The sequence below is a fragment of the Variovorax sp. UMC13 genome, from assembly GCF_014170375.1.
GTDB lineage: Bacteria > Pseudomonadota > Gammaproteobacteria > Burkholderiales > Burkholderiaceae_C > Variovorax.
On the sequence record NZ_LZZW01000018.1, the window covers coordinates 246,729 to 272,553 of the forward strand.

Consider the following 25,825-nt stretch of genomic DNA (forward strand, 5'->3'; position numbering starts at 1 on the left):
CACACCCACGGCCCCCATCCCTGTCCCCGGAGAAAAGCCACGCCATGACCTACATCGCCGCCGCCGAGCGCTACCAACAGATGCACTACCGCCACACCGGCCGCAGCGGGCTCAAACTGCCCGTGCTGTCGCTGGGCCTGTGGCACAACTTCGGCGACAGCACGCCCTTCGAGCGTCAGCGCGACATGCTGCGCACCGCCTTCGACCTCGGCATCACGCACTTCGACCTGGCCAACAACTACGGGCCGCCCTTCGGCAGCGCGGAAAGCAACTTCGGTCGCCACCTGAAGGAGGATTTCAAGACGCACCGCGACGAGCTGGTGATCTCCACCAAGGCCGGCTGGAGCATGTGGCCCGGTCCCTATGGGCGCGGCGGCGGCTCGCGCAAGCACATCCTCGCGAGCCTGGATCAGTCGCTCGGCCGGATGGGCCTGGACTGCGTCGACATCTTCTATTCGCACCGTTTCGATGCCGACACGCCGCTCGAGGAGACGGCCGCCGCCTATGCGAGCGCGGTGCGGCAGGGCAAGGCACTGTACGTGGGCATCTCCTCGTACTCGGCCGGCAAGACGCGCGAGTTCGCGGCGCTGCTGGCCGCGCACCAGGTGCCGCTGCTGATCCACCAGCCGGCCTACAACATGCTCAACCGCTGGATCGAGCCGGAGCTCACCGGCACCCTCGAAACCCTGGGTGCGGGCTGCATCGCCTTCACGCCGCTGGCACAGGGCCTGCTCACGGACAAGTACCTGAACGGCATCCCGGTCGATGCGCGCATCAACCAGCCGGGCGGCGATTCGCTGCCGGCCTCGCACCTGAGCGAACGCAACCTCGCGGCCGTTCGCATGCTGGACGAACTGGCCCGGGGCCGTGGCCAGACGCTGGCGCAGATGGCGGTGGCCTGGATCCTGCGGGACCCGCGCATGACCTCGGTGCTCATCGGCGCGAGCAGCGCCCGCCAGATCCGCGAGAACGTGAAGGCGCTCGAGCGCCTGGACTTCACGCAGGCGGAATTGGCCGAGATCGACCGCCACCTGATCGACGGCGGTGTGAACCTCTGGGAAAAGCCGTCGACCGATCAGCGGATCTGAGCGACACCCGGACTTGATTGCAAATGAACGGAAAAAGGCCAAAAGAAGCCGATGCGGCGATTTGCAAGTTCTTGAACGTATTGGAACAAGAAGGAGCGCGGTGCCCTGAAATAACCTGAAAGCACCGGCAAGGCGAATGAACGGAACAAATTCCGAAAGCCTGCCGGGGCTGCGTTTTTCCCACGTTGAAAACGCATGGTTCTTTCATCTCGGAACACTGAAGGTATTGAAATGATCAAGCGTTGTCTTTTGGGTGCTGTCGCTGCCATCTCCTTTTCCGCGCAGGCCCAGAGTTCGGTCACCATCTACGGGATCATCGATGCCGGCCTGACCTACATCGACAATGAACGCGGCTTCAGCGAATACCGGTTCGCCGACGGTGCCAATTACGGCAATCGGCTCGGATTTCGCGGCGCGGAGGACCTGGGTGGCGGCCTGCGTGCGCTGTTCAACCTGGAAATGGGCTTCAACCTCAAGAACGGCACGCTGGCTCAGGGCGGCCGTGGCTTCGGCCGGCAGGCCTGGGTTGGCCTCGAGAGCGCCGCGCTGGGCACCGTGACCGCGGGCCGCCAGTACGACTTCGTGCGCGAGTACCTGACCCAGTTCAACTACGGCGGCTTCGCCAGCGTCTACGCGGGCCACCAGGGCGACTACGACCGCATCTCCGGCAAGCAGATGGACAACTCGGTGAAGTACCTGAGCCCGAGCTTCGGCGGCTTCACCTTCGGCGCCATGTACGCCTTCGGCGAGCAGCTCGACGCCGTCAAGAAGAAGAGCCAGTTTAGCCTGGGCAGCGGCTACAGGAACGGCGCCCTGACCATCGGCGCGGCCTACGTGCGCATCAACGACACCACGGTCTTCCCCTTCGCCCAGACCGGCGTGTATTCCTTCATGGGCCTGCCGTCGGCGGCGCGGGGACCGGGGCCCAACGCCGTGGTCGACCTCTACCCGGTCACCGGCGCCGGCTTCACCGTCGACAAGCAGGAGGTGGCGGGCATCGGCGCGAGCTACAGGTTCGAGAAGTTCCTGCTGGCGGCCAACACCACGGCCACCAGGTTCACCAAGGGCGCCAGCAGCACCACGCAGAACGTCTACGAGATCGGTGGCATGTATTTCCTCGACGGGCCGTGGGCCCTGGTCGGCGGCTACCAGCACGTGACCATGGAAGACGACAAGTGGAACCAGTACACCGGGGCGGTGCGCTACAGCTTCTCCAAGCGCACCACCTTCTACGCCTCGGTGTCGTACCTGCGCAGTTCGCCGACGGTCAATGCCTCGCAGGGCGCCGCCTTCTACATGCAGCCCTCGAGCGACAACACGCAGACGACCTACCGCGTCGCGCTGGTGCATTCGTTCTGAAGGAGGGCCGGGGGCCATGAATCCGTCCATGCCGCTGCGCTACTGGTGGCTGTGCATCTTTCGAACGCCGCCTGCTTCCCCACCACGGTCGGCATGTGACTTGCAGCAGGCCCTGCGCAATCCATGTCGATGGCATCCCCTTTGACCGCTCCGTCCGAAAGAACCCCATGACCACCGTCGACACCCTTTCCATCCGCAAACTCAAGGACAACTACGGCGCCGAGGTGCTCGGCATCGACGTGTCCGCCGGCGACGCCGACACCCTGCAGGAGGTGGTGAACACCTTCAACCTGCACGGCGCGGTGCTGCTGCGCGGCCAGTCGCTCACGCCCGCGCAGCTGGTGAACTTCGCGCGCGCCTTCGGCGAACCCGAAGGCCACACCATCCAGGAGCACACGATGCCGGGCTTCCCCGAGATCTACATGCTCTCCAACCGCGAGGTCGGCGGCAAGCCGATCGGCAGCCACCGCGACGGCGTGGGCTGGCACACCGACTATTCCTACAAGGAACAGCCGGTTATGTGCACCATGCTCTACGCGGTCGAGGTGCCGGCCGAGGGCGGCGACACGCTGCTGGCCGACATGTGTGCCGCCTACGACGCGCTGCCCGAAGAAAAGCGGGCCGGGCTCGACGGCCTGCAGGTGCACCACAGCTACGAGCACCTGATGACCACGCGGCTGTACGCCAAGCGCGAGCTCTCGGCCCAGCTCAAGGCCGAGAACCCCGACGTGATCCATCCGCTGATCCGCACCCATCCGGCCAACGGCCGCAAGGCGCTGTGGCCCAGCAGCGGCACGGTGAAGGGCGTGGTGGGCATGGACAACCCCGAGGGAGTGGACCTGGTCGAGTCGCTGGTCGAATACGCGACGCAGCCCGAGTTCGTCTACCGCCACCGGTGGCAGGTGGGCGACCTGCTGGTCTGGGACAACCGCTGCTCGCTGCACACCGGCTCGCTGTTCGACGACAAGAAGTACATCCGCGAGGCCCACCGGCTCTGGGTCAAGGGCGACAAGCCCTATTGATCCGCTGCATGCCACCTCCGCCGCGCTGTTGCGCCTGCTGCGCCGGAGGTTTTTCTTTTTCCGCCGAGGAACCGCCATGATCCATCGCCGCCAATTCACGCAGTCCGTTTCCACCGGCCTCGCCGGCCTGCTGCTCGCGCAGTGGGGTCTCGACGCCAGCGCCGCGGCCGAGCAGGTGCGCATCGCCTATCCGATCGACGTGCCGAGCTGGGACCCGAGCCGCAGCGCCGCGCCCAACCCCACCGCGCTGTTCAAGTGCGTGTTCGACCAGCCGCTGGAGTACACGGCCGATTCGAAGCTGCAGCCCGGTGTGGTCACGGCCTGGGAATGGCTCGACAAGGACGGCCTGGTGCTGCAGCTGGACCTGCGCGACGACGTGTACTTCCACAACGGCGACAAGCTGACGTCGGCGGATTTCAAGTTCACCTTCTTCGATCGGCTGCGCGCCGAGAAGGGGCTGCAGCTGAGCTTCATCTGGAGCGGCATCGCCGCCATCGACACGCCGACACCCACGCGGGCGGTGGTGCGCTTCGCCAGGCCGATGGTCACGGCGCCGCAGTTCCTTGGCTACAGCGCGGCCTTCATCCTGCCCAAGGCCTATTTCGAAAAGGTCGGGCTCGACGGCTTTCTCGCCAAGCCCGTCGGCTCGGGCCCGTACCGGCTGGTCGACCACCAGCGCGACGCGAGCATCACGCTCGAGGCCTTCGACAAGTACTGGCGCGGGCCGGCGAAGATCAAGCGACTGGTGTTCCAGGTCGTGAAGGACCCGACCACGCGCGTCTCGGCCGTGCAGTCGGGCCAGGTGCAGGTGGCGGTGGCGCTGCCGATGCGCGAGGCGCTTCGCCTGGGCCAGAGCAAGGGCCTGGCCAACAGCCTCACGCCGACCGTCGACACCTACCTGGTCCAGATGGTCAACAGCGGCCCGCTGGTCGACCGCAACGTGCGGCTCGCGATGCACCACGCGATCGACAAGCAGGCGATCTCCAAGGCCTTCTTCAACGGCATCGCCGCGCCGCTGTCGACCGCGGCCGCGCCGGGCACGCCGGCCTATGCGCCCGACCACCGCTTCGCCTTCGATCCGGCGCGGGCGCAGGCGCTGCTCCAGGCGGCGGGCTACGGGCCGCAGAAGCCGGTGCAGTTCCGCTTCTTCGCCACCAACGGCATCTACCCGAACGACTTCGAGATCGCGCGGGCCATCGTGCAGATGTGGAAGAAGGTTGGCATCGAGGCGGCGCTGGAGGTGATCGAGACGGCGCAGTACTACCCCAAGGTGCAGGCCGGCAAGCTCGAGGGCCCGACGCTCTGGTTCTGGACCAACGCCACCGGCGACCCGGAACTCTCCGCCGGCTACTACCTCGATCCGAAGAAGAGCTTCTCGGTCTGGCGCAGCGCCGATGTCTCGGCCCAGCTCGATCCGTTGCTGGTCGAGCTCGACGACGCCAAGCGCATCGAGGGCTACCGGAAATTCCACATCTGGGCGGTGGATCAGGGCTATTCGCTGCCGCTGGTGCAGGGCGTGTCGACGGTCGCCTATGCCAAGGCCGAGGCGGCCTACAAGCCCTTCAAGAACGGCTGGATCCTGCCGTATTACTGGCAGGCCTGAAGACCGGGCGAGATTCCCTCAAAAGCCGCGGCGCCGAATTGGCGGTCCGCGGCTTTTTCATGTCCGCCTGCGAGCGATGGCGCGGTTCTCGCTAAGGCCCGGATGTCATGTTCCGCCGCCTGCTGCCTTCGATCGTCCACGGCCCAAGATGGTGCGCACCCAGGCCATTGCCCGTGCGCCTGACGCCAAGACCCGGCGGAGGGCGGCTCCTAAGATCATTGCATCCAAAAGCCATTCTTTTCGGAAATTGGATTTCCGCCAAAAGAATTCATCCTGAAAGCGCAGCAATGACTTTTCACCCCACGGACCAATTCTTCGAGGCACTCGACAGCTCGGTCCTGTCCGTTCAAAAAGCGCAGGCATTGCCGCCGGTTTGCTATACCGACCGGAATTTCTACGAATTCGAAAAGGAAGCGGTCTTCAATCACGAATGGCTGTGCGTGGGCCGCGAATCGTGGGTGGCGAAGGCCGGCGACTATTTCACGACGAAGATCATCGGCGAGCCGCTGGTGATCGCGCGCAACCGGCTGGGCGAGATCAAGGCCATGTCCTCGGTCTGCCAGCACCGCGCGATGCTGGTGGCCGAGGGCCATGGCAACGCCAAGGCCTTCCTGTGCCCGTACCACCACTGGGCCTACTCGCTCGACGGCGAACTGATCGGCGCGCCCGCCATGGAGCAGACCGCGGGCTTCGACAAGAAGGCCTTCTGCCTGCCGACGCTCCAGGTCGAGGTCTGGCAGGGCTTCGTGTTCGTGAATTTCGACCCGGCGGCCGAAGCACTGGCGCCGCGCCTCGCGGAAGTGACCGAGGCGCTGGCGAACTTCGACCTGGCCAGCCTCGACGGCCCGCGGCCCGACAAACCGGCGCACTTCGCCTGGAACTGGAAGGTCATGTTCGAGAACAACAACGACGGTTACCACGCCAACCGGCTGCACCACGGCCCGCTGCACGACTTCGTGCCCAGCGCGATGGCGAGCTTCCCGGACCTGCCCGAGACCACCGCCGGCTACTACCGCTTCAACGGCACGCTGCACCAGGACGCGAGCTTTAACGCCACGCAGAAAGCCATCCTGCCGGTGTTCCCGAAGCTCACGCTCGAGGAGCGCAACCGCATGATGTTCGCCAACATCCCGCCCACGCTGTCGCTGGTGATGATGAGCGACATGGTGATCTACATGATCCTGCGCGCCGACGGCCCCGAGACGCACGAGATGGACACCGGCCTGCTGTTCGCGCCCGGCGCCATGCAGGACCCGCTGTTCCAGCAGCGCATGGCGATGAACATGCACGCGGCCAACGAGATCATCGCGCAGGACCTGCACGTCGACGAACTGGTGCAGGTCGGACTGCGCTCGCGCTTCGCGACCCGCGGCCGCTATTCGTGGCAGGAGCAGGCGCAACGCGAGTTCAACAACTGGCTGGTGCCGCGCTACCAGTCGGCCTGGAAGGCCAACGGGAAGAAGGGCGTGCACATTCCCATCCAGCCCGCTGCCGAAACGGCGTCGGCGCACGGCTGCTGAGCGCCACCACGGAACGCGCCGCCATGTCCACTTCCTCCGCGCTTTCCCGCCCGGCGACGGCCGGCCGTCTGGGGGCCATTGCCGGTCGCACCGTCGGCGCCTTGCCGACCCTGTGGCGCATCCTCTGGCGCATCCCGATGCTGCTGTTCCTCGCGGCGCTGGTGTTCTTCGTGCTGCGCGTGCTGCCGGCCGACCCGATGGGCATGCTGCTGCCACCCAGCGCGACGCCCGCCGACGTGCAGGCGCTGACCGCGGCACTCGGCCTGGACAAGCCGATCCCGGTGCAGTTCGGCATCTGGCTGGGCCACGCGCTGCACGGCGACCTGGGCCGCACCATGCAGTCGGGGCTGGCGGTCACGCCGCTGATCCTCAAGGCGCTGCCCACCACGCTGCAGCTCATCGCCTGCGGCCTGCTGCTGGGCATGGTCTTCGGCATCGGCGGCGGGCTGCTGGCCTTTCGCTACCGCGGCACGCGCATCGAGCGCGCGGTGGAGGTGGTCAACAGCATCTCGATCTCGGTGCCGGAATTCCTCTGGGCCATCCTGCTGATCCTGGGCGTGGGCATCGGCCTGCAGTGGCTGCCTTTCCTCGGCCAGCTCGATGCCGGCCTCAGAGTGCAGCCGGTGACCGGCTTCCTGCTGGTCGACGCGCTGGTGGCGGGCGACTTCGCGGCGCTGTGGAGCGCGATGAAGCACCTGGCCTTGCCCTCGATCGCGCTGTCGCTGGGCATCGCGCCGCCGCTGATGCGCATCCTGCACTCGAGCCTGCTCGAGGCCTACACCGAGGACTACGTGGCCGCGGCCCGCCTGCGCGGCCTGAGCGAGAACCGCATCCTGGTGCGGCACGCGCTGAAGAACGCGGCGCTGCCGACGGTCAGCATGCTGGGCATCCAGGCCAGCACGGTGATCGGCGGCACGCTGCTGATCGAGACCATCTTCGGCTTTCCCGGCATCGGCAGCCTGATGGTCAACGCCATCGGCGGCCACGACCTGCCGATGATCCAGGGCCTGGCGCTGACCTATGCCGTCGCCGTGCAGGCGGTGAACATGGTCACCGACGCGGTCCTGCTGCTGCTCAACCCCCGACTGCGCACGCCATGAGCACCTTGTCCCTCTCCGCGCCGGCGCCGCTGCGGCGCGTCCTCGGCGAACCCCGCGTCGTGATCGGCGCTGGCCTGTTGCTGCTGCTGGTCGCGCTGGCGGTCTTCGCGCCCTGGCTCGCGCCGCACGGCCCCAACGAGCAGGACCTGCTCAGCACCTTGCTGCCGCCGGCCTGGGCACCGGGTGGCGACCGGGCCTTTCCGCTGGGCACCGACGCGCTGGGCCAGTGCGTGCTGTCGCGGCTGATCTACAGCACCCGCGTCACGGTGATCATCGCGCTCACCGCACCCTTGGGCGCCGCGCTGCTGGGCTGCACGCTGGCGCTGGTCGCGGGTTACCGCGGCGGACGCATCGAGTGGGCAATCCTGCGCATGGTCGACCTGTGGATGTCCTTCCCCGCGATCGTGCTGGCGCTGGTGCTGATGGTGGCGCTCTCGCCGGGGCTCCTCAACGTGATCGTCGCGATCATCCTGGTCGACTGGACACGCTTCTGCCGCGTGATCCGCGCCGACGTGGTGGTGCTGCGCCGCAAGGACTATGTGGCGGCCGCGCGCATCACCGGCGCCTCGCACTGGCAGGTGGTGATGAAGGACATCGTGCCCGGCATCCTGCCCACGCTGATCTCGCTGATCAGCCTGGAGATGGGCATCTCGGTGGTGGCCGAGAGCATCCTGTCCTTCGTCGGCATGTCGGTCGAACCCAACGTGCCGACCTGGGGCGTGATGATCGCCGACGGCCTCAAGAGCGTGTTCAGTTCGCCCTGGGGCCTGATCGCGCCGGTGCTGTGCACGGTGCTGACCGTGCTCGCCACCACCTGCCTCGGCGACGGCCTGCGCCGCACCACCGATCCGCGCCTGTTCAACCGTTCGGGGAGCTGAGCGATGAGCCTTCCTGCCCATGCCATGCCCCTCGAGACCGCGGTGCCGCCCCCTTTGCCCCGACCTGCCGGCGACGTACTGCTCGAGGCCCGTGGCCTGACCGTGTCCGCGCCGGGCCGGCCCGAGCGCCTGCAGGTGCTGCGCGACCTGAGCTTTGCCCTGCGCGCCGGCGCCACGCTGGGGCTGGTGGGCGAGTCGGGCGCCGGCAAGAGCATGATCGGCCGCGTGCTCGCGCGCCACCTGCCCGACGGTTTCTCGGTCGACGCGGGCACGCTGCGATTCGGCGAAAACGACCTGCTCGGCATGCCGGCCGAGGACCATCGCCGCCTGCTCGGATCGCGCATCGCTTTCATCCCGCAGGAGCCGATGACCGCGTTGAACCCGGTGCTCACCATCGGCCAGCAGTTGCAGGAACACCTGCTGCGCCTGGGCGTCGCCAAGGACGAGTGGCGCGAGCGCGCGACCGCGATGCTGGCCGAGGTGCGCATCCACCAGCCCGCGCAGGTGCTCGACAAGTACGCCTTCCAGCTCTCGGGCGGCATGTGCCAGCGCGTGATGATCGCGATGGCCTTCGCCGGCGACCCGCAGCTGGTGGTGTCCGATGAGGCCACCACCGCGCTCGACGCGAGCACGCAGGCGCACATCGTCACGCTGATCCGCGGGCTGCAGGCGCGGCGCGGCACCGGCGTGGTCTTCGTGACGCACGACCTGGGCCTGGCCGCGCACGTGTGCGACGAACTGGTGGTGCTCTACGCGGGCGAGATGGCCGAGCGCGGCCCGGCCAAGCGGATCTTCACGCGCTCGCTGCACCCCTACACGCAGGCGCTGCAGCGCGCCAACCCGCACCTCACCGGCCCGCGCCGGCTGCTGTTCTCGCTGCCGGGCCAGATGCCGGGCATCAGCGACTTCCCGTCGTTGAGAGGCTGCCGCTTCCAGCCGCGCTGCGCGGTCGCGACCGAGGCCTGCGCCACCGGCGTGCCGCCGATGCGCGAGGTGCTGCCCGGCCACCATGTGCGCTGCGTGCACGGCGCGGCCGCGCCCGAGCCGCTGCTGGCCGCGGACGCCAGCGACGCAACCATCTTCCAGGCGCCGCGCATGAGCGATTCGCCCTTCCTGCAGGTGCAGGGCCTGTCGAAGACCTACCGGCCGAGCGGCGGCTGGCTGCGGCGCGACACGGCGGTGCACGCGGTGAAGGACGTGCACCTGAGCATCGCCCCCGGCGAGTTCGTCGGCATCGTGGGCGAGAGCGGGAGCGGAAAGTCCAGCCTGGCCCGCCTCGTGATGGGGCTGGAGAGCGCGAGCGAAGGCACCATCCTGCTCAACGGCCGCGCGCTGGTCGCCAAGGCGGAAGATTGGGAACGCCGCATCGCCTCGATCCAGATGATCTTCCAGGACGCGCGTTCGGCCCTCAACCCGCGGCGCCGGGTGCAGAGCCTGGTCACGCAGTCGATGGAGAGCCGGCCCAACCTGCACAGCGACCGCGAGGCGCGCGCGCGCGAACTGGTGGGCGACGTCGGCCTCGCGCCCGACATGCTGACGCGCTTTCCTTCGCAGATGTCGGGCGGCCAGCGGCAGCGCGTGAACATCGGCCGCGCGCTGTGCGACCTGCCGCAGCTGCTGGTGGCCGACGAGATCGTCTCGGGGCTCGACGTGTCGGTGCAGGCGCAGATCCTCAACCTGCTGCTGCGCATCCGGCGCGAACACAAGATCTCGCTGCTCCTGATCTCGCACGACCTGGCGGTGGTGCGCTACCTCTGCAGCCGCGTGCTGGTGATGCACCAGGGCGTGGTGGTCGAGAGCGGGGAAACCGAGCGCGTGCTGGCCGACCCGCAGCACGACTACACCCGCAGCCTGCTGGCGGCCGTGCCGCCGCGCGACCTCGGCCAGCGCTGGCCGGTGTGAGGCCCGGGCCGGCGCTGCTTTCCCTCAAGTCGCCATGCGCGGCGATGCAAGAGGAATCGGGTGCTGCCGCCCAAGAATGAAGTCCTTCAGGAGTGATTTGTTCATGCAATACGAGACGATCCAGGTGGCGCCCATGACGCTCACCATCGGCGCCGAGATCGGCGGCGTCGACCTCACGCAACCGCTGCATCCGCAGCAGGTGCACGAGATCCACGAAGCGCTGATGGCGCACCAGGTGGTGTTCTTCCGCGACCAGCAGCTGGACTTCGAATCGCACCAGCGCTTCGCGCGCCACTACGGCGACCTGGTGCTGCACACCGGTGGCTTCGGCGTGGAAGGCTATCCCTACGTGGTGCCGATCCATGGCGACGCGAACTCCAAGTCGGTGGCCGGCGAGAGCTGGCACTCCGACCTGAGCTGCAACGAGGCGCCGCCGATGGGCAGCATCCTGCACCTGCACATCGTGCCGCCCGTCGGCGGCGACACGCTGTTCTCGAGCCAGTACGCGGCCTACGAGGCGCTGTCCGATCGCATGAAGGCCTACCTCGAAGGCCTGACGGCCGTGCACGACGCCGAGCACATCTACCGCAAGTACACCAGCGACCCGAGCAAGCGCTTCCCGGCCACCGCCCAGCCCATCGTGCGCACGCACCCGGTCACGAAGCGCAAATGCCTGTTCGCCGACGCGCAGTACACGACCCACATCGTGGGCGTCGACAAGCCCGAGAGCGACGCGATCCTGCGTTTTCTTTTCGCGCACTGCCAGAACCCGAACTTCCAGGTGCGCTTCCGCTGGCAGCCGCATTCGGTCGCGTTCTGGGACAACCGATGCGTCGAGCACCACGCGGTGTGGGACTACTACCCCCAGACCCGCTCGGGCCACCGGGTGACCATCCAGGGCGACAAGCCCTTCTGAACCGACTTTCCCTTCCCCGGAGCGCTTCTTCCCATGACCCACCGCAGAGATTTCGTCACCAAGCTGCCGCTCGCGCTGTTCGGCGCGACGATGGCCACCCCCTTCGGCACCGGTGCCTTCGCGCAGGACGCGCGCACCGTGACCGTCGCGTTCCCGATGGACATCCTGAGCTGGGACCCGGTGTCGCTCAACCCCACGCAGTCGGCCGTCATCAAGTGCGTCTACGACCAGCCGCTCGAGCTCGCGCCCGACCTCCAGTTCGCGCCCAGCGTGGTGTCGGACTTCAAGTGGCTCAACAAGGACTGCACGCTGCTGGAGCTGAACTTCCGCGACGGCGTGACTTTCCACAACGGCGACCGGCTCAGCTCGGCCGATTTCAAGTTCTCCTTCCTCGACCGGCCGCGCGCGCAGAAGGCCTCGCTGCTGGCGGGCGTGTGGTCGGCCATCGAGGCGATCGACACGCCGACCCCGCTGAAGGCGGTGGTGAAGTTCAGCACGCCGATGGCGATCGCGCCGGTGATGTTCGCCGACATCCCGGCCTACATCCTGCCCAAGGCCTACTACGAGAAGGTCGGCAAGGACGGCTTCGAGGCCAAGCCCGTCGGTTCGGGCCCGTACCGGCTGGTCGAGTACCAGCGCGACCAGCGCATCGTGCTCGAGGCCTACGAGGGCTACTGGCGTGGGCCGGCCAAGGTGAAGCGGCTGGTGTTCCAGGTGACCAAGGACCCGACCGCGCGCGCCGCCGCGATGCAGGCCGGCCAGGCCGACCTGACGCTGAACATCCCGGTGCGCGAGGCCGAGCGCCTGGGCGCGCTGCCGGGCCTGTCGCCGCACCTGGACTCGACCACCGGCGTGGTCTTCCTGCAGATGGCCAACAAGGGCATCCTCACCGACAGGAACGTGCGCCTGGCCTGTCACCATGCGATCGACAAGGCGGCGATCTCGAAGGCCCTGTTCGGCGGCCATGCGACCGCGGTCTCGATGCCGGCCGGCCCGGGTTTCCCGGCCTATGTGCCGGACTTCAGGATCGCTTTCGATCCCGAGAAGGCCAAGGCGCTGCTCGCCGCTTCGGGCTACAGCGCGGCAAATCCGGCCAAGCTGAACTTCTACACCAGCAAGGGCGTGTTCGCGAGCGACTTCGACACCGCGCGCGTGATCGCCCAGATGTGGCAGAAGGTGGGCATCGAGGTCAACCTGCAGGTGCTCGACAGCCCGGCGCTCTACGAATACCAGCGCACCGGCAAGTTCGACGGCCCGGTGCTCAAGCCCTTCAACCCGGCCGCGGGCGACCCGGGCACCTATTCGGGCTACATGCTCGACCCGAAGATGAGCTTCTCGATCTGGAAGGGCGAGGACATCCCGCCCAGGCTCTATCCGCTGATGGGCGAGCCCGACTACGCCAAGCGCATCGAGGGCTTCAAGGCCTTCGACATGTGGCAGGTGGCGCAGGGCTACTCGATCCCGCTGTTCCTGGGCCTGAGCACCATCGTCGCGAAGAAGTCGCTGGGCTTCAAGCCCTACCGCAGCGGCATCCTGATTCCCTACAGCTGGGTTTGAGCCGTCTTTTTTCCTCGCCGCATCCGCGCGGCACTTTCCACGCGCATCCTCTTTTTCCAAGGACAACACCATGACACTCACCATCGTCGGTTACGGCAACGTCGGCTCCGGCCTCGCCAAGCAATTCGTCAAGGCCGGCCACCAGGTGACGCTGACCGGCCGCTCGCTCGACAAGGCCCAGGCCGTGGCCGAATCGCTGGGCGCCCAGGCGCTGCCGCTCGACCAGGCCGCGAAGAACGTCGAGGTCCTGGTGCTGGCCGTGCCCTACGACCAGGCGCCGGCCGCGCTCGCGGCGCTGGGCGACCTCAAGGGCAAGGTCATCGTCGACGTCTCGAACCCGCTGACGGCCGACTACATGGGCCTGACCGTGGGCTTCAGCAGCTCAGCCGCCGAGGAGATCGCCAAGCTCGTGCCGACCGCGCATGTGGTGAAGGCCTTCAACACCCTGTTCGCGCAGGTCATGCACCAGGGCGCGGGCTTCGGCGATGCCAAGGGCAGCGTGTTCTTCGCCGGCGACGAGGCGAAGGCCAAGGACACGGTCCAGGCGCTGATCGAGAGCATCGGCTTCGACGCGGTCGATGCCGGCGGCCTGAAGAATGCGCGCTACCTCGAGCCGGTGGCGGGCCTGAACATCTACTTCGGCTACGGCGCCGGTCTGGGCACGCAGATCGCGCCGGCCTGGCTCAAGCGCTGAGCACAGGCGAGAACGGGCGTGAAGCCCTGCGAATCGACCCGGCAGCCGCCGGGTTTTTGTCGTCGGGCCGCCGCGTCAGTCGCCTTGCGCCTCCGCGCTCTCGCTGTCGGTGAGGCCCAGCTGCGCCTGACGGTAGGCCCGCGGCGTGGTGCCGAATTCGGCGCGGAAGCTGCGGCTGAAGTGGGCCGGGTCGCTGAAGCCCCAGCGGAAGCAGATGTCGGAGATCGACAGGTGGCGGTGCAGCGTGCTCTGCAGGTCGGAGCGGCAGCGCTCGAGCCGGCGCTGGCGCAGGTAGTGGCCGAAGCTGTGGCCCGCGGCTTCGAACAGCTTCTGCACATAGCGCAGCGAGGCATGCTGCTCGGCGGCGATCTTGCCGACCGTGAGCTCGGGGTCGCCCAGCTGGTTCTCGATCGACTGGCAGATGCGCTGGTAGTGCACCAGCCGCGCCGCGCTGCCGAAGGTCTGCAGCGCGGTGCTGCCGGCCAGGCTCACCACCACGAATTCGGTCAGCGCCAGCTCGATCGGGCGCAGCTCGGCGGCGTCGAGCGCCTCCATGTTGTCGGCCACCGAGGTCAGCATGCCCGCGAAGATGCGGTTGATGGCCTTGTGCCCCGACAAGGTGCCGGTGCGCAGCGAGCCCAGGTTGACCAGCCGCGGGTGCAGCATCAACTGCGGGATCTTCACGTAGAGCATGCGGAAGTCGCTCTTGAGCGTGAGCGTGGAATCGACCCCGGTGGGGCCGTAGATGATGTCGCCGGGCATCAGGTCGATGACCGGCTCGCCCTGGCTGCCGCCGAAGGCGAAGCGGCCTTCCATCAGGATCGACAGCCAGACCGAGAAGGGCTGGTCGGCCGAGCGGCCCGAGATGGTCTGGGGCGAGGCGCTCATGCGCGCGAACTCGATGCCCTGCGGCGACACCAGGCTGGCCACGTCGCCATGGAAGGCCGAATGGGTGCCGAGCTGGTCGACGGCGGGCAGGTGCAGGCGGGTCAGCGCCTGCTGCCAGATGCGCGAGCGTTCGCCCTGCGTGTAGGTATGGGTGGAAACATTCCATGCATTCACGGTGGACCTCCGGTGGCTGGTTCTGAACGGTGCGGATGCCGCCGTTCTTCGACTTGCGTCAAGGTCCTGAGCAAGTTTCCGGCCAGCCGGGGTGGCGCGGCGCTGATCGTCAAGTCGCCGTGCGTTTTCCGGCGGGTGGGCGGTGGGCGAGCGCAGCGCGGCGGGCTCAGAAGCCCTTGGGCGGGAAGATGTTGCGCGGGATGCGCACGTGCGCGCCCTGGGTCGCGTCGACCACCTGGGTCACGCCGAAGTCGGCTGCCACGCTCATCAGCGAATAGCTGTCGTTGCGCGACAGGCCGTGGTGCTCGTTGAGCAGCCTGAGCATGTCGAGCGCGGCGTTGCGCGTCGCCACGTTGAGGTCCGGGTCGAAGCCATGGACGATGAAGCAGTCCTCGGTCTCGAGCAGCGGCGAGGGGAAGAAGAAGTCCTTGCGCAGGATGATCTGCATCGTCACGTTGAGCGAGCTCTCGATGGCGGTGCCGCTGATCTCGCCGTCGCCCTGCGACACGTGGGGGTCGCCGATGGAGAACAGCGCGCCGTCGACCTGCACCGGGTAGTACATGGTCGCGCCCGCGCCGATGCGCCAGTTGTCGATGTTGCCGCCGTGCAGGCCGGGCGGGATGGTGCTCAGCCGGCCATGCACGTTGGGCGCCACGCCGGCCGTGCCCAGGTGGGGGCGCACCGGCACCCGCACGCCCTTGAGCGCTTCCTGCCGGTCGCACACTGGGCATTCGGTGACCGTGCCGGGCACCAGGTACTTGCCGGGAAAGTCGTAGGCGTACATCGCGCGGGCGTTGTTCGAGTTCGGGTCCAGCTCGTAGATCGTCACGCGCTCCTTCTCCTCGAACTCCTTGTAGAGATAGCCCCAATTGGCCGCCAGGTTGGAGCCGTAGTTGTTGCGCGGCGTCATGCGGTGGTAGCGCACCTCCAGCATGTCGCCCGGTTTGGCGCCTTCGACATGGATCGGGCCGGTCATGATGTGCACGCCGGGGTTGCGGTCCTCCTCGGGGATCTCCTTGAAGATCTTCCAGACCGCGTCGTCCATCATCAACTCCGGCGCATCGCCGGCATGGTGCGTGATGGCCTCGGCATGCACCAGATCGCCGCTCCGGACCTTCAGCGAGGGCGCCTTTGCCGGATCGAAATAGCCCCAGTGCACGTTCTGGGGCGTGGCACGCAGGATGTGCAGCGCGCCGGGTTCGACGGAGGTGCGGCGTTGGTTGTGTTCGCAGATCAGGGCCATCGGGGTGCTCTTGGCGGTGGTGGAGGAAAAAGGGGGAGGGCGATCGCGCTCAGAGGTCGAGCACGAGCAGGGGTGTCTTCGAGCGCGAGCAGCAAGGCGTGAACTCGGTGTTGGCCGCCTGTTCCTCGGCGCTCAGCAGCAGGTCGCGGTGCTCGGGGACGCCCGCCAGCACACGCGTTCGGCAACTGCCGCACACGCCGACCTCGCAGGACATCGGGATCGGCACGCCGGCCGCGGCCAGGGCCTGCGCCACGCTCTGGTCGGCCGCGACGGGGATGCGGCGGCCGGTCGACGCGATCTCGACCTCGAAGGCTTCGCAGCCGCCCTCGACCGGTGCCTGCGCGGGCGCGCCGAAGCGCTCGAAGTGGATGTGGTCGCCGGCCCAGCCCAGTTCGCGCGCGATGCGCTCGGCCGCATCGATCATCCCGCCGGGCCCGCAGACGTAGAGATGGCGCCCGGGCCGCCCGCGGCCCAGCAGGGTCGGCAGGTCCAGTGGCGCCACGCCCTTGCCGTCGTCGGCATAGAGGTGCACGCGGTGGCCGAACAGGCCCGAGCGCAGCAGCGGCAGGAAGGCCATGTGTTCGAGCGAACGCCCACTGAAATGCAGCTCGAAATCGGTGCCAGCCGCCGTCAGTGCCAGCGCCATGCTCAGCACCGGCGTCACGCCGATGCCGCCGGCCAGCAGCAGCGGCGGCTGTTCGATGGGCGCGTGCAGGGCGAAATGATTGAAGGGGCCGCGCACCTGCAGCGTGTTGCCGGTGCCGGCGGTATCGCACAGCTGCACCGAGCCGCCGCGGCCGCCGACTTCCCGCTGCACCGCGATCCGGTAGTGCGCACCATCGGCCGGCGCGCCGCACAGCGAGTAGTGCCGGATCAGCCCGGCGATCTTCACTTCGAGGTGCGCGCCGGCGGTGAAGGGCGGCAGCATGGCGCCGTCGGCGCGCGCCAGGTCGAACACGACGATGTCACGCGTTTCGTGGCGCCTGGCCACGACCTGCAACGCGAACCAGGCGCTCGGATCGACGGGGAACGCAAGGGCCGTCGAGCACGGTGCGAGGGGCGCGGAAGTCATGCGTTGAAGGGTCTGGAAGGTCACTGGGATCACGGTGAGGTGATCCTAGGGACGCCGCTTCAGGGTGTCTTGCGCGTGGGTGCACGGGTGCTTGTTGCCGGGCTCTGCGGCAACGGCCGGCGCTAGGCGTGGGGTGGGCGCGGCCGCCCGGTGGGTCGCGCGCACCCGGCTTGCTCGGCCGAGCCGCGCTCCAGCCACCGCAACCCGGCCCAGGCCGCCACGCCGAGGTAGACGAAGCCACCCGGCACCCACATCACCAGGCCGGCCATCTGCTGATCCCACAGCTCGCGCGATTCGCGCCAGTACAAAGGCGTGCTCGCGAAGGTGAGCAGGGCGCCCAGCATGCCGGTGTGGGTGGCGGTGAAGAGCAGCGCCATCGCGGCGGCCGGTGCGCCGCTGCGGCCGGCCTGCAACACCGACCACCAGAAGAGCCAGCCGGTGAGCAGGAAGGACAGGTGCTCGAGCACATGCAGGCCCGTGTGGATCACCGCGGCCATGTAGGGCCCGGGGGCGTGCCAGATCCAGATGGCCGCGGCGTGCAGCAGGGCGCAGGTGCCCGGATGACGGCCCAGCCGAAGAAGAGGGCGCCAGACGACATCCGACGGAGGGCCGAGCAGGGCCCGCCACTGGGGCAGCGGGCGCGCCACCACCAGCAGCGGTGCCACGACCACCATCAGCAGCATGTGCTGCACCATGTGGAGCGCGCTGCTGGATTCGGCCCAGTCGTCGAAGGGCCCGAACAGCGCCAGCCCGGCCACCAGCATGGCACCGTGGAAGGCCAGCCGTCGGCCGAAGCTGGGGCGTTTCCGGGCCGCTCCGAAGGGATAGGCGAACCAGGCCACGACGAAGACGGCCTGCGACAGCCAGATGGGGGCGTGCGCGGTGTCGCCGGAGAAGACGGAACCGTGGGCATGCGCGGTCGGCGCGCCCAACAGCACCGCCAGCGCGATGGCGACGAGCCGGCTCAGATGCATGGCCAGAGCAGCAGCAGCGGGAAGCCCACGAACAGCGTCGAGACGGCGGCGACGCCATACAGGGCCGAAGCGCAGCGGGCGATGAAAGGCGCGAGGCCGCCTTCGGCCGCGCTGTCGATGCGCGAGGCCGTGCGTGCGCAGGCGAACGCGGCCCAGGCCAGGCCACCCGCGGTCGCCAGCGTCACCCCGGCCAGCAGGAGGTTGATGCCGCTGAACACCCCGCGCTGCGCCGTCGCGTCCGCGGGCGCAGTGCTGCACGCCACCGACAGGCCGCCGTACACCGCCACGAACCACAGCGCCCAGACGCTCAGGCCTGCCAGCAGTTGCAAGGGGTGGGTCGCGGAAAGCATGCGCATCGTCGAGGCGAGCTCAGCGTGCAAAGGCCAGCGGGACGAAGGCGAAGGCCACCCACCCCACGCCGGCGGCACCGAGGGTGAAGGACCAGAAGACGGCGACCACGCCCGGCTCGTAGGGCGCGTGTGCGCCGACATGGCCGCGCTGCACACGCGTTGCCTGCAGCGCGGCGAGCACCGTCGCCAGGCCGGCATGGAAAAGCAGGAAGCACAAGGCGAACGCGATCATGGCGTCGTGTGCGCTGCGCGTTGGGGCCAGCGGCGCCGTGGCGAGCAGCCCCGCGAGCAGTGCACTCGCGAGCAGGCCGCAGAGCGCGGCGCTCCAGAGCAGCGGGGCGAGCTGGCGATCCAGGCCGGCACGCAGCCGAAGCTGCACACGCCGGAACAGCCATCGGCCCAGCCCGAGCATCAGCACCGTGGTGGGCAGCACCCAGACCCCCAGGGGCGACACGGCGGGCGGCTGCCATTGCGGCGCCACCGTCCACAGGAAGAACCAGCCGAAGACCAGCGAGCCGTAGAGCGCGCCGTCGGCCATCATCGTGAGCCCCATGCCCCACAGCCCGGGGCCGTCGAAAGTGAAGGGATGGAGCTTCAGGCCGGCGGGCCGTGCATGCCGCGCATCGTCTCCGCTGCCCACCACACTCGGATGCGCGCCGTTGACCCACGACCAGCGCAGCAGGACGATGGCAGCGATGCCGCTCACCGCCAGCGCCGGGAGGTACATCTTGGTCAGCAGCAGCACGCACAGCACCGACAGCAGCAGGCCGGCGGCGAGCGGCAGCCAGGAGTTGGTGGGCAGCAGGATCACCTCGCGCGCCTGACCGCTGACCGGGTCGGTGCCCAGCGTCTCGCGCCGCGCATGCCCGGGCTCGGCCAGGGCATGACTGCCTTGCGCAATGCTGTGCGGCAGGGACGCGTCGTCCCACAGCGGATGCCGCGTGGCGATGGCCGGCTGGCTGGCGAAGTTGTAGGACGCCGGTGGCAGGCGGGTCGCCCATTCCAGCGTGTCCGCCTCCCAGGGGTTGGCCGGCGCCTTGCGCCCGAAGCGGAAGTGCAGCGCGATGTCGAGCAGCACCGTGGCGATGCCGAACGCCATCAGGAAACTGAAGACCGACGAGACCAGGTTGGGCAGGTCCCAGCCCAGCCCGGTGTCGTAGGTGTAGACACGCCTCGGCATGCCCAGCAGCCCGGTCCAGTGCATGACGAGGAAGGTGCCGTTGAAGCCGACGAAGGTGAGCCAGAAGCCGATCTTCGACAGCCGCTCCGAGGGCATGCGGCCGCTGAAATGCGGCAGCCAGTAGTAGATGCCCGCGAGCAGCGGGAACAGCATCCCGCCGACCAGCACATAGTGGAAATGCGCGACCACGAAATGGGTGTCGTGCACCTGCCAGTTGAAGGGCACCAGCGCGAGCATCACGCCGGTCAGCCCGCCGGCGACGAAGACCGTGAGGAAGGCGCCGATCCACAGCATGGGCGCGCGCCACACGGGGCGGCCGGTCCAGAGGGTGGCGATCCAGGCGAACAGCTGCACCCCCGTGGGGATGCCCACCAGCATGCTCGCGGCCGAGAAGAAGGCCTGCGCCAGGGCCGGGATGCCGAGCGTGAACATGTGGTGCACCCAGAGGCCGAAGCTGATGAAGCCGATGCTGATGAGCGACACCACCACCCAGCGGTAGCCCACCAGCGAGCGGCGCGCGAACACCGGAACGATGGTCGACACGACACCGGCCGCGGGCAGGAAGACGATGTAGACCTCGGGGTGGCCGAACAGCCAGAAGAGGTGGGCCCAGAGCAGCGGGTCACCACCGCGCGTCGGATCGAAGAAGACCCAGCCGGCGGCGCGTTCGAGCTCGAGCAGCATCGAGCCGAGGATCAGAGGCGGAAAGCCCAGCACGATCATCATCGAGGTCACGAGCATGGCCCAGGCGAACACCGGCATCTGGTGCAGCGCCATGCCCGGCGCGCGCGTGCGCAGGATCGACACCGCGATCTCGATGGCGGCGGCCATCGTCGAGATCTCCACGAAGGTGATGCCGAGCAGCCAGAAGTCGGCATGGATGCCGGGCGAGTAGACGTTGCTCGACAGCGGCGTGTACATGAACCAGCCGGCATTCGGCGCCAGGCCGAACAGCAGGCTGCTGGTGAAGATGAGGCCGCCGAACAGGTAGCACCAGTAGCCGAAGGCCGAGAGCCGGGGGAACACCAGGTCGCGCGCGCCGAGCATCTTGGGCAGCAGGTACGCGGCCAGCCCCTGCAGGATCGGCACGGCGAACAGGAACATCATCATCGTCCCGTGCATCGTGAAGGCCTGGTTGTAGGCCTCCGCGCCCATGAACGCGTGGTTGGGCAAGGCCAGCTGTGCGCGCAACAGCATGGCGAGCACCCCGGCGATGAGGAAGAAGACGCCGCCCGTCACCAGGAAGCGCAGCGCGATCGTGCTGTGGTTGACCGCCGCCAGCGCGCCCCATCCGCGCGGGTTGCGCCAGATGCGCTCGAGTCGTTCGTGCAGGGCCTGGGCCTCGTGCGCCTGCGGCAAGGTTCCCGCAGCGTTCTCGCTCGACGTGCTCATGGCACCTTTCCTTCTTCAGCGGCGGTGCCGGATTGCGCGCGCAGCCAGGCGTCGAAGGCTTCGGCAGGTACGACGTGCGCCATCATCGTCATGTGGGCATGGCCGGTGCCGCAGAACTCCGCGCACTGGCCGCGGTAGCTGCCGACGCGGTCGCCCTGGAGCCGCACGGTCAGGGTGCGGCCCGGCACCGCGTCCAGCTTGCCGCCCAGCGCGGGAACCCAGAAGGAGTGGATGACGTCGCTGCTCTTCGTCAGGATGTCCACCGGGCGACCGGCGGGTAGGCGCAATTCGTCGCGCAGCACGACGCCGTCGGGGTAGCGGATCTCCCACCACCACTGGTGGCCGATGGCTTCGATGCGCAGGGGCGCTGCGGCGCCGCCGGGCAGGGGCAGCTGGTGGAAGCCGGCGGGCGAACCGAAGATCAATAGCGCCGTCACGCTGACGGTCGGCAGCACCAGGCCACCCCCGACCAGCCAGCGGCGCTCCACGCGCCGTGCGCGCGTGGCGTCAAGGGCCGCGCGCGGGCGCATGGCCAAAAACCACGCGACCACGACGCCGGCGAGCACCAGGAGCGCGACCGCGAACATCCACCACCACACGGCGGCGATGGCGCCGGCCGAAGGCCCCGCCGGATCGAGCATCGATTGCGGGCCCTTGCAGCCGGCGAGCAGCACAGCGCCCACGCACGGCAGAATGAATGCATGACCGACGCCGCTTCCGATCCGATCCTCAGCCGTGCCGCCATCGCGGGCCATCCCCTGCATCCGATGCTGATCCACTTTCCGGTGGCGGCCCTGGTGGGGCTGGTCGGCGCGGATGCGGCCTTCCTTCACACCGACGATCCCTTCTGGTCGCGCGCGGGATTGTGGTTGTCCGGTGTCGGTGCCGCGGGCGGCTGGGTGGCGAGCATGGCCGGCCTGATCGACCTGCTCACCGTGCGACGGATCCGGCGCCTCGTCACGGCCTGGGCGCATGCGCTGATCGCCGTGATGATGCTGTCGATCGCTTCGCTGAACTGGTCGCTGCGCTGGGGCGACGATCCCGGCGCAGCCGTCGCGCCCTGGGGCGCGGCGATGACCTTGCTCACCGCCGCCTTCATCGCCGTCGCGGCGTACCTGGGCGGTCGGCTGGTCTACGAGAAGGCGGTCGCGGTCGACACCACGGACTGAGGGAGAAGACGGGGCCATCGGGTGAGTGTTCAGAAGGGTTTGCGCAGCACCAGCCACGCGATGGCCGCGAGCCACAGCAGCGAGCTCAGCGTGAGAAGCGGTGCGAAGCCGCGCGCGACAGGCTGGCCGCGCTCGGCCTGCAGCAGCAGCACGGCGCACGAGGCATGCCCCAGGACCAGCAGGCTCACCAGCGCGAGCTTGACCATGAGCCAGTGTGCAAGCAGACCGCTCCACAGGAAGATGGCGGTGCCCGACGCGATCGCCACCAGTGCCGCCGGTGTGGCCAGGTTCACGAACACGCCGCGCAGCAGGTGCCGGGGCAGGGCCTCTTTATCCGATTCGCCGCGCCGCGAGGCCGCGACGATCACCGCGGGCAGGTAGAGCAGGGCGCCGATCCAGGCGATCACCGCGCAGACATGGAGCAGCTTGAGCCACGGCATGCTCAGCGCGCGCCGTGTCCACAGGGATGGGGTTGGAGACGCGATGCGGGAGATCGTGCAGTCATTGGCATGGGCGGCAAGCGTGATGTGGAGCGCCTCGGCGCGCGCGTCGGTCTTCAGGAGAACACGGCAACGGGCAAAGGCCACGGCCGTGGATCACGCGATGTATGCCGGAAGCATCGAAGGCCAAGTGCGTGGCCGACGTGCACCGTGTGTTGTTGAAGCGCGTGCAAAGTCTGAATGAAGACGCGGCATGCGTGTGTAGGAATGCATCGCCTGGCGCAGGCGCTGCATGCGGCCGCAAGGGGGCTGACGGATAGCACCTCGGCGCCATGCAGGACAAGTCCGCATTCATCGCCCCAGGACGCGTGCGGTGTGCCTGGCTATGGCAAGGTATTCACGTCGGCGCAGCATTTCTTCACGAAATCACAGCCACGCCGATGATCGTGGCCTGACCAGAACAACGAACAGAACCTGGGTCTTTCTCCAATGAGGGGCTCCGCACGCGCGGACTCCCTGCGCTTGCAGAGGACAGCCGGTGTCATTGACGTTGAACGATTCCCGCCGCCATCGCGCGAGCACCCGGGCCTTGCGCCTCTACGCCCTTCTCATCGCCGTCTTCGGCCTTGCGCTGCTGGTGCTCGGCATCCGCCTGGCGCTGGTCGGGGGCTCCTGGTACTACGCGGCGATGGGGCTGGCGACGATCGCCAGCGGGGGCCTGATCTGGCGCGGCCATCGCGCCGGCATCGCCGTCTTCGGCCTTGCCACCCTGGCCACGATCGCGTGGTCCCTGTGGGAGGTCGGACTGGATGGCTGGGCCCTCATCCCGCGTCTCGCCTGGCTGGCGGTCCTGGGCTTCGTGCTGTTGGCGTTCTGGCCCGTGACCTTGCGGCAGCTCCCGGGCTTGGACCGGCGCCTCTACGGGGCGGCGGCGGGGGTGCTGCCCCTGGTCGCGGCACTGCTGATCGCGATGCCGATCTTCTTTCCACGCGCCGTCGAGCTCGCGTCGCCCCAACTCGCTGCGGCACGCGCCCCGGAGGCTTTCAGCAAGGGCACGGTCGCGTCGCCGGATGGCAATGTCGCGGCCAGCCATGACGCGTCGAGCTGGACTTCCTATGGCGGCTCGAACCTGTCCAACAAGTTCAGTCCGTCGTCCCAGATCACGCCGCAGAACGTGAAGACGCTCGAAGAGGCCTGGCACTTCCGCACCGGCGACCTCAAGCCGGACGATGCCGACTACGCCTACGCCTTCCAGAGCACGCCGCTCATGATCGATCGCACGCTGTACGTGTGCACGCCGAGCCAGATCGTGATCGCGCTCGACGCGGCCACCGGCACCGAGAAGTGGCGCTTCGATCCCCAGGCCGATCGCAAGGCCATGGCGAACATCGCGGCGAGCACCTGTCGCGGCGTCGCCTACCACGAGGCGCCGGCCGCCGGCACCGAAGCGTGCCGCGCCCGCATCCTGGTGCCGGTGGTCGACGGACGCCTGGGGGCCATCGATGCGAAGACGGGCGCGCTCTGCATCCAGTTCGGCCAGGGCGGCTTCGTCGACCTGAACGAAGGCACGGGCAACACGCTGCCCGGCTTCGTTGCGCCCACATCGCCGCCGCTGGTGATGCGTGGCGTGGTGATCATCGGCACCGGCCAGATCGCCGACGGCGAGGAGCGCGCCGCCCCCTCGGGCGTGGTGCGCGGCTACGACGCCGTCACCGGTGCGCAGCGCTGGGCCTGGGACCTGGGGCGCCACGATGCGAACGCGGCGCTCGCGCCCGGTGAGGTCTATACGCGCGGCACGCCGAACGTGTGGTCGCTGCTGGCCGGCGACGACGAGCTGGGCCTGGTCTATCTGCCCACGGGCAATCCGGCCAGCGATTTCTACGGCGCCGACCGCTCGGAACTGGAAGACGAGTACACCGCATCGCTGGTGGCGCTGGACGCCGCGACCGGACGCAAGCGCTGGCACTTCCGCACGGTGAACCACGACCTGTGGGACTTCGACCTGAGCCCGCAGCCCAACCTGGTGGACTTCCCGAGCGCGCAGGGAACGCGTCCTGCGGTGGTGCAGGCCACCAAGAACGGCCAGGTCTACGTGCTGGACCGCGCGACGGGCGAGCCGATCCGGCCCGTCGTGGAGGTGCCGGTGCCCCAGCATGTCGACACCGAAGAGCGCATCGCGCCTACCCAGCCGCTGTCGCCCGGCATGCCGAACACCGTGGGGCGGCCCGACAAGAAGATGGAGGTGCTGCGCGAAAGCCATGCCTGGGGCATCACGCCGCTGGACCAGCTGCTGTGCCGTACGGAGTTCCGCCAGCTGCGCTACGAAGGCGCCTACACGCCACCCACCCTGCAGGGCTCGCTGGCCTTTGCCGGCAACCACGGCGGCATCAACTGGGGCGGCATCTCGATCGATGTGCAGCGCGGCATCATGATCATGAACAGCAACCGGCTGCCGTACACCGAGCAGCTCTTCACGCGCGAAGAGATCGACGAGATGGGCGTGCGCTCGGTCTTCCGCGGCGTGAGCGAACGTCCGGCCTACATGCCGCAGGTCGGGTCCAAGTACGGCGCCCTCAAGAAGCCGTGGATGTCGGTGCTGAACACGCCCTGCATCGCGCCGCCCTGGGGCTACATCTCCGGCACGGATCTGCGCACGCAGGAGATCATCTGGCGTCGTCCGCTCGGCACAGGCTACGACTCGGGTCCGCTGGGCGTGCCGTCGCGGCTCAAGCTGGAGATGGGCACGCCCAACAACAGCGGCTCGGTCACGACGGCCGGCGGCCTGACCTTCATCGGCGCATCGCTCGATCGCTTCCTGCGGGCCTTCGACACCGAGACCGGCGAACTGCTGTGGGACGTGCGCCTGCCGGCCGGTGCGCAGGCCAACCCCATGAGCTACGAGATCGACGGTCGCCAGTATGTCGTGGCCGCCGTCGGAGGCCACGAGCGGATGGAGACCCGCCTGGGCGACAGCGTCATCGCCTGGGCCTTGCCCCGGCGCTGACGCGCCGAGCCATCGATCCACCCTGAAGAAGAAGGAGCACTGCGATGAAAGACGATCCCACCACTGATGACTCGTGCCGGGAGCAGATGCGCAAGGCGGAAGAGGAGGGCCGGCGCCTGCCCAGGCGCGGGCGTCGCCAGCCCGCCGATGCACAGGATGCGTCCCTGAACGAAGGCGAGGCCTGCGAGAAGGGGCCGTCCGACGCGGAGCCGGTCGCGACCGACCGGAAGAACAAGGGCGGCTCGGACCCCGCGGCGCGGGGGCGCGACGCGCCGGTGGACGTGCGTTGAAGCCCTGAGG

Annotated in this window: 22 protein-coding genes and 1 pseudogene; 14 read left to right on the forward strand and 9 right to left on the reverse strand. The window is 68.5% G+C overall.

The annotated features are described in order from the left end of the window. The first annotated feature begins 44 nt into the window (after positions 1-44). Positions 45-1,088, forward strand: coding sequence for an L-glyceraldehyde 3-phosphate reductase (gene mgrA / locus A9977_RS15910; protein ID WP_183025826.1), 1,044 nt, complete (start codon positions 45-47; stop codon positions 1,086-1,088). Here the strand turns inward: mgrA and A9977_RS15915 are convergent. Beyond that, entirely contained in the window at positions 1,076-1,285 is a 210-nt protein-coding gene (locus tag A9977_RS15915) for a hypothetical protein (RefSeq protein WP_183025827.1), read from the reverse strand. The two genes, mgrA and A9977_RS15915, sit on opposite strands and share 13 nt — an antisense overlap. A gap of 34 nt (positions 1,286-1,319) precedes the next feature. Here A9977_RS15915 and A9977_RS15920 point away from each other — a divergent pair, with 34 nt between their 5' ends. From A9977_RS15920 to A9977_RS15965, 10 genes and pseudogenes are all read left to right on the forward strand, one after another. After that, positions 1,320-2,447, forward strand: coding sequence for a porin (locus A9977_RS15920; protein WP_183025828.1), 1,128 nt, complete (start codon positions 1,320-1,322; stop codon positions 2,445-2,447). A gap of 167 nt (positions 2,448-2,614) precedes the next feature. Beyond that, a complete protein-coding gene (locus A9977_RS15925; RefSeq protein WP_183025829.1) occupies positions 2,615-3,469 on the forward strand; it encodes a TauD/TfdA family dioxygenase in 855 nt (284 codons plus the stop codon). Positions 3,470-3,545: 76 nt separating this feature from the next. After that, positions 3,546-5,072: an ABC transporter substrate-binding protein gene (locus A9977_RS15930; protein WP_183025830.1), complete on the forward strand. Its 1,527-nt coding sequence runs from the start codon at positions 3,546-3,548 to the stop codon at positions 5,070-5,072. Between the two features lie 287 nt (positions 5,073-5,359). Beyond that, positions 5,360-6,592 carry an aromatic ring-hydroxylating dioxygenase subunit alpha gene (locus A9977_RS15935; RefSeq protein ID WP_183025831.1) on the forward strand — a complete coding sequence of 411 codons (1,233 nt, stop codon included), beginning with the start codon at positions 5,360-5,362 and terminating at the stop codon, positions 6,590-6,592. Positions 6,593-6,615: 23 nt separating this feature from the next. Continuing rightward, positions 6,616-7,692, forward strand: a complete 1,077-nt coding sequence (locus A9977_RS15940; protein ID WP_183025832.1) for an ABC transporter permease — start codon at positions 6,616-6,618, stop codon at positions 7,690-7,692. Further along, positions 7,689-8,570 carry an ABC transporter permease gene (locus tag A9977_RS15945; RefSeq protein WP_183025833.1) on the forward strand — a complete coding sequence of 294 codons (882 nt, stop codon included), beginning with the start codon at positions 7,689-7,691 and terminating at the stop codon, positions 8,568-8,570. The genes A9977_RS15940 and A9977_RS15945 overlap by 4 nt, the downstream gene beginning before the upstream one ends. Positions 8,571-8,594: 24 nt before the next feature. Continuing rightward, positions 8,595-10,472 carry an ABC transporter ATP-binding protein gene (locus tag A9977_RS15950; protein WP_183025834.1) on the forward strand — a complete coding sequence of 626 codons (1,878 nt, stop codon included), beginning with the start codon at positions 8,595-8,597 and terminating at the stop codon, positions 10,470-10,472. A 103-nt stretch (positions 10,473-10,575) separates the two neighbouring features. Continuing rightward, positions 10,576-11,388 carry a TauD/TfdA family dioxygenase gene (locus tag A9977_RS15955; protein WP_183025835.1) on the forward strand — a complete coding sequence of 271 codons (813 nt, stop codon included), beginning with the start codon at positions 10,576-10,578 and terminating at the stop codon, positions 11,386-11,388. Positions 11,389-11,421: 33 nt separating this feature from the next. After that, positions 11,422-12,945, forward strand: coding sequence for an ABC transporter substrate-binding protein (locus tag A9977_RS15960; RefSeq protein WP_183025836.1), 1,524 nt, complete (start codon positions 11,422-11,424; stop codon positions 12,943-12,945). 58 nt (positions 12,946-13,003) lie between these two features. Next, positions 13,004-13,639: pseudogene (locus A9977_RS15965) on the forward strand (NADPH-dependent F420 reductase); the annotation flags it as partial. 75 nt (positions 13,640-13,714) lie between these two features. Here the strand turns inward: A9977_RS15965 and A9977_RS34630 are convergent. The 7 genes from A9977_RS34630 to coxB form a co-directional block, all read right to left on the reverse strand. After that, positions 13,715-14,701 carry an AraC family transcriptional regulator gene (locus tag A9977_RS34630; protein WP_183025838.1) on the reverse strand — a complete coding sequence of 329 codons (987 nt, stop codon included), beginning with the start codon at positions 14,699-14,701 and terminating at the stop codon, positions 13,715-13,717. 166 nt (positions 14,702-14,867) lie between these two features. Further along, complete coding sequence (locus A9977_RS15975) at positions 14,868-15,944, reverse strand: acetamidase/formamidase family protein (RefSeq protein WP_183025839.1); 1,077 nt, start codon at positions 15,942-15,944, stop codon at positions 14,868-14,870. 49 nt (positions 15,945-15,993) lie between these two features. Then, a complete protein-coding gene (locus tag A9977_RS15980) occupies positions 15,994-17,016 on the reverse strand; it encodes a PDR/VanB family oxidoreductase (protein WP_183025840.1) in 1,023 nt (340 codons plus the stop codon). Positions 17,017-17,138: 122 nt separating this feature from the next. Beyond that, on the reverse strand, positions 17,139-17,990 hold the full coding sequence (locus A9977_RS15985) for a cytochrome c oxidase assembly protein (RefSeq protein ID WP_183025841.1): 852 nt from the start codon (positions 17,988-17,990) through the stop codon (positions 17,139-17,141). Next, a complete protein-coding gene (locus tag A9977_RS15990) occupies positions 17,981-18,346 on the reverse strand; it encodes a hypothetical protein (protein ID WP_183025842.1) in 366 nt (121 codons plus the stop codon). The genes A9977_RS15985 and A9977_RS15990 overlap by 10 nt, the downstream gene beginning before the upstream one ends. A 13-nt stretch (positions 18,347-18,359) precedes the next feature. Further along, on the reverse strand, positions 18,360-20,912 hold the full coding sequence (gene ctaD, locus A9977_RS15995; RefSeq protein WP_183025843.1) for a cytochrome c oxidase subunit I: 2,553 nt from the start codon (positions 20,910-20,912) through the stop codon (positions 18,360-18,362). After that, positions 20,909-21,595 carry a cytochrome c oxidase subunit II gene (coxB, locus tag A9977_RS16000; protein ID WP_220811820.1) on the reverse strand — a complete coding sequence of 229 codons (687 nt, stop codon included), beginning with the start codon at positions 21,593-21,595 and terminating at the stop codon, positions 20,909-20,911. The genes ctaD and coxB overlap by 4 nt, the downstream gene beginning before the upstream one ends. A gap of 18 nt (positions 21,596-21,613) precedes the next feature. On the opposite strand from coxB, the gene A9977_RS16005 reads away from it, so the two are divergent. Continuing rightward, positions 21,614-22,081: a DUF2231 domain-containing protein gene (locus tag A9977_RS16005; RefSeq protein WP_183025845.1), complete on the forward strand. Its 468-nt coding sequence runs from the start codon at positions 21,614-21,616 to the stop codon at positions 22,079-22,081. A gap of 29 nt (positions 22,082-22,110) precedes the next feature. Here the strand turns inward: A9977_RS16005 and A9977_RS16010 are convergent, their stop codons facing one another. After that, the gene (locus A9977_RS16010; RefSeq protein ID WP_183025846.1) at positions 22,111-22,521 is read right to left on the reverse strand and encodes a CopD family protein; all 411 of its coding nucleotides are present in this window, start codon (positions 22,519-22,521) and stop codon (positions 22,111-22,113) included. Between the two features lie 550 nt (positions 22,522-23,071). Between A9977_RS16010 and A9977_RS16015 the strand changes: the two genes are divergently transcribed. Continuing rightward, entirely contained in the window at positions 23,072-25,525 is a 2,454-nt protein-coding gene (locus A9977_RS16015; RefSeq protein WP_220811822.1) for a membrane-bound PQQ-dependent dehydrogenase, glucose/quinate/shikimate family, read from the forward strand. Between the two features lie 44 nt (positions 25,526-25,569). Then, positions 25,570-25,815, forward strand: coding sequence for a hypothetical protein (locus tag A9977_RS16020; protein ID WP_183025847.1), 246 nt, complete (start codon positions 25,570-25,572; stop codon positions 25,813-25,815). Positions 25,816-25,825: the final 10 nt, after the last annotated feature.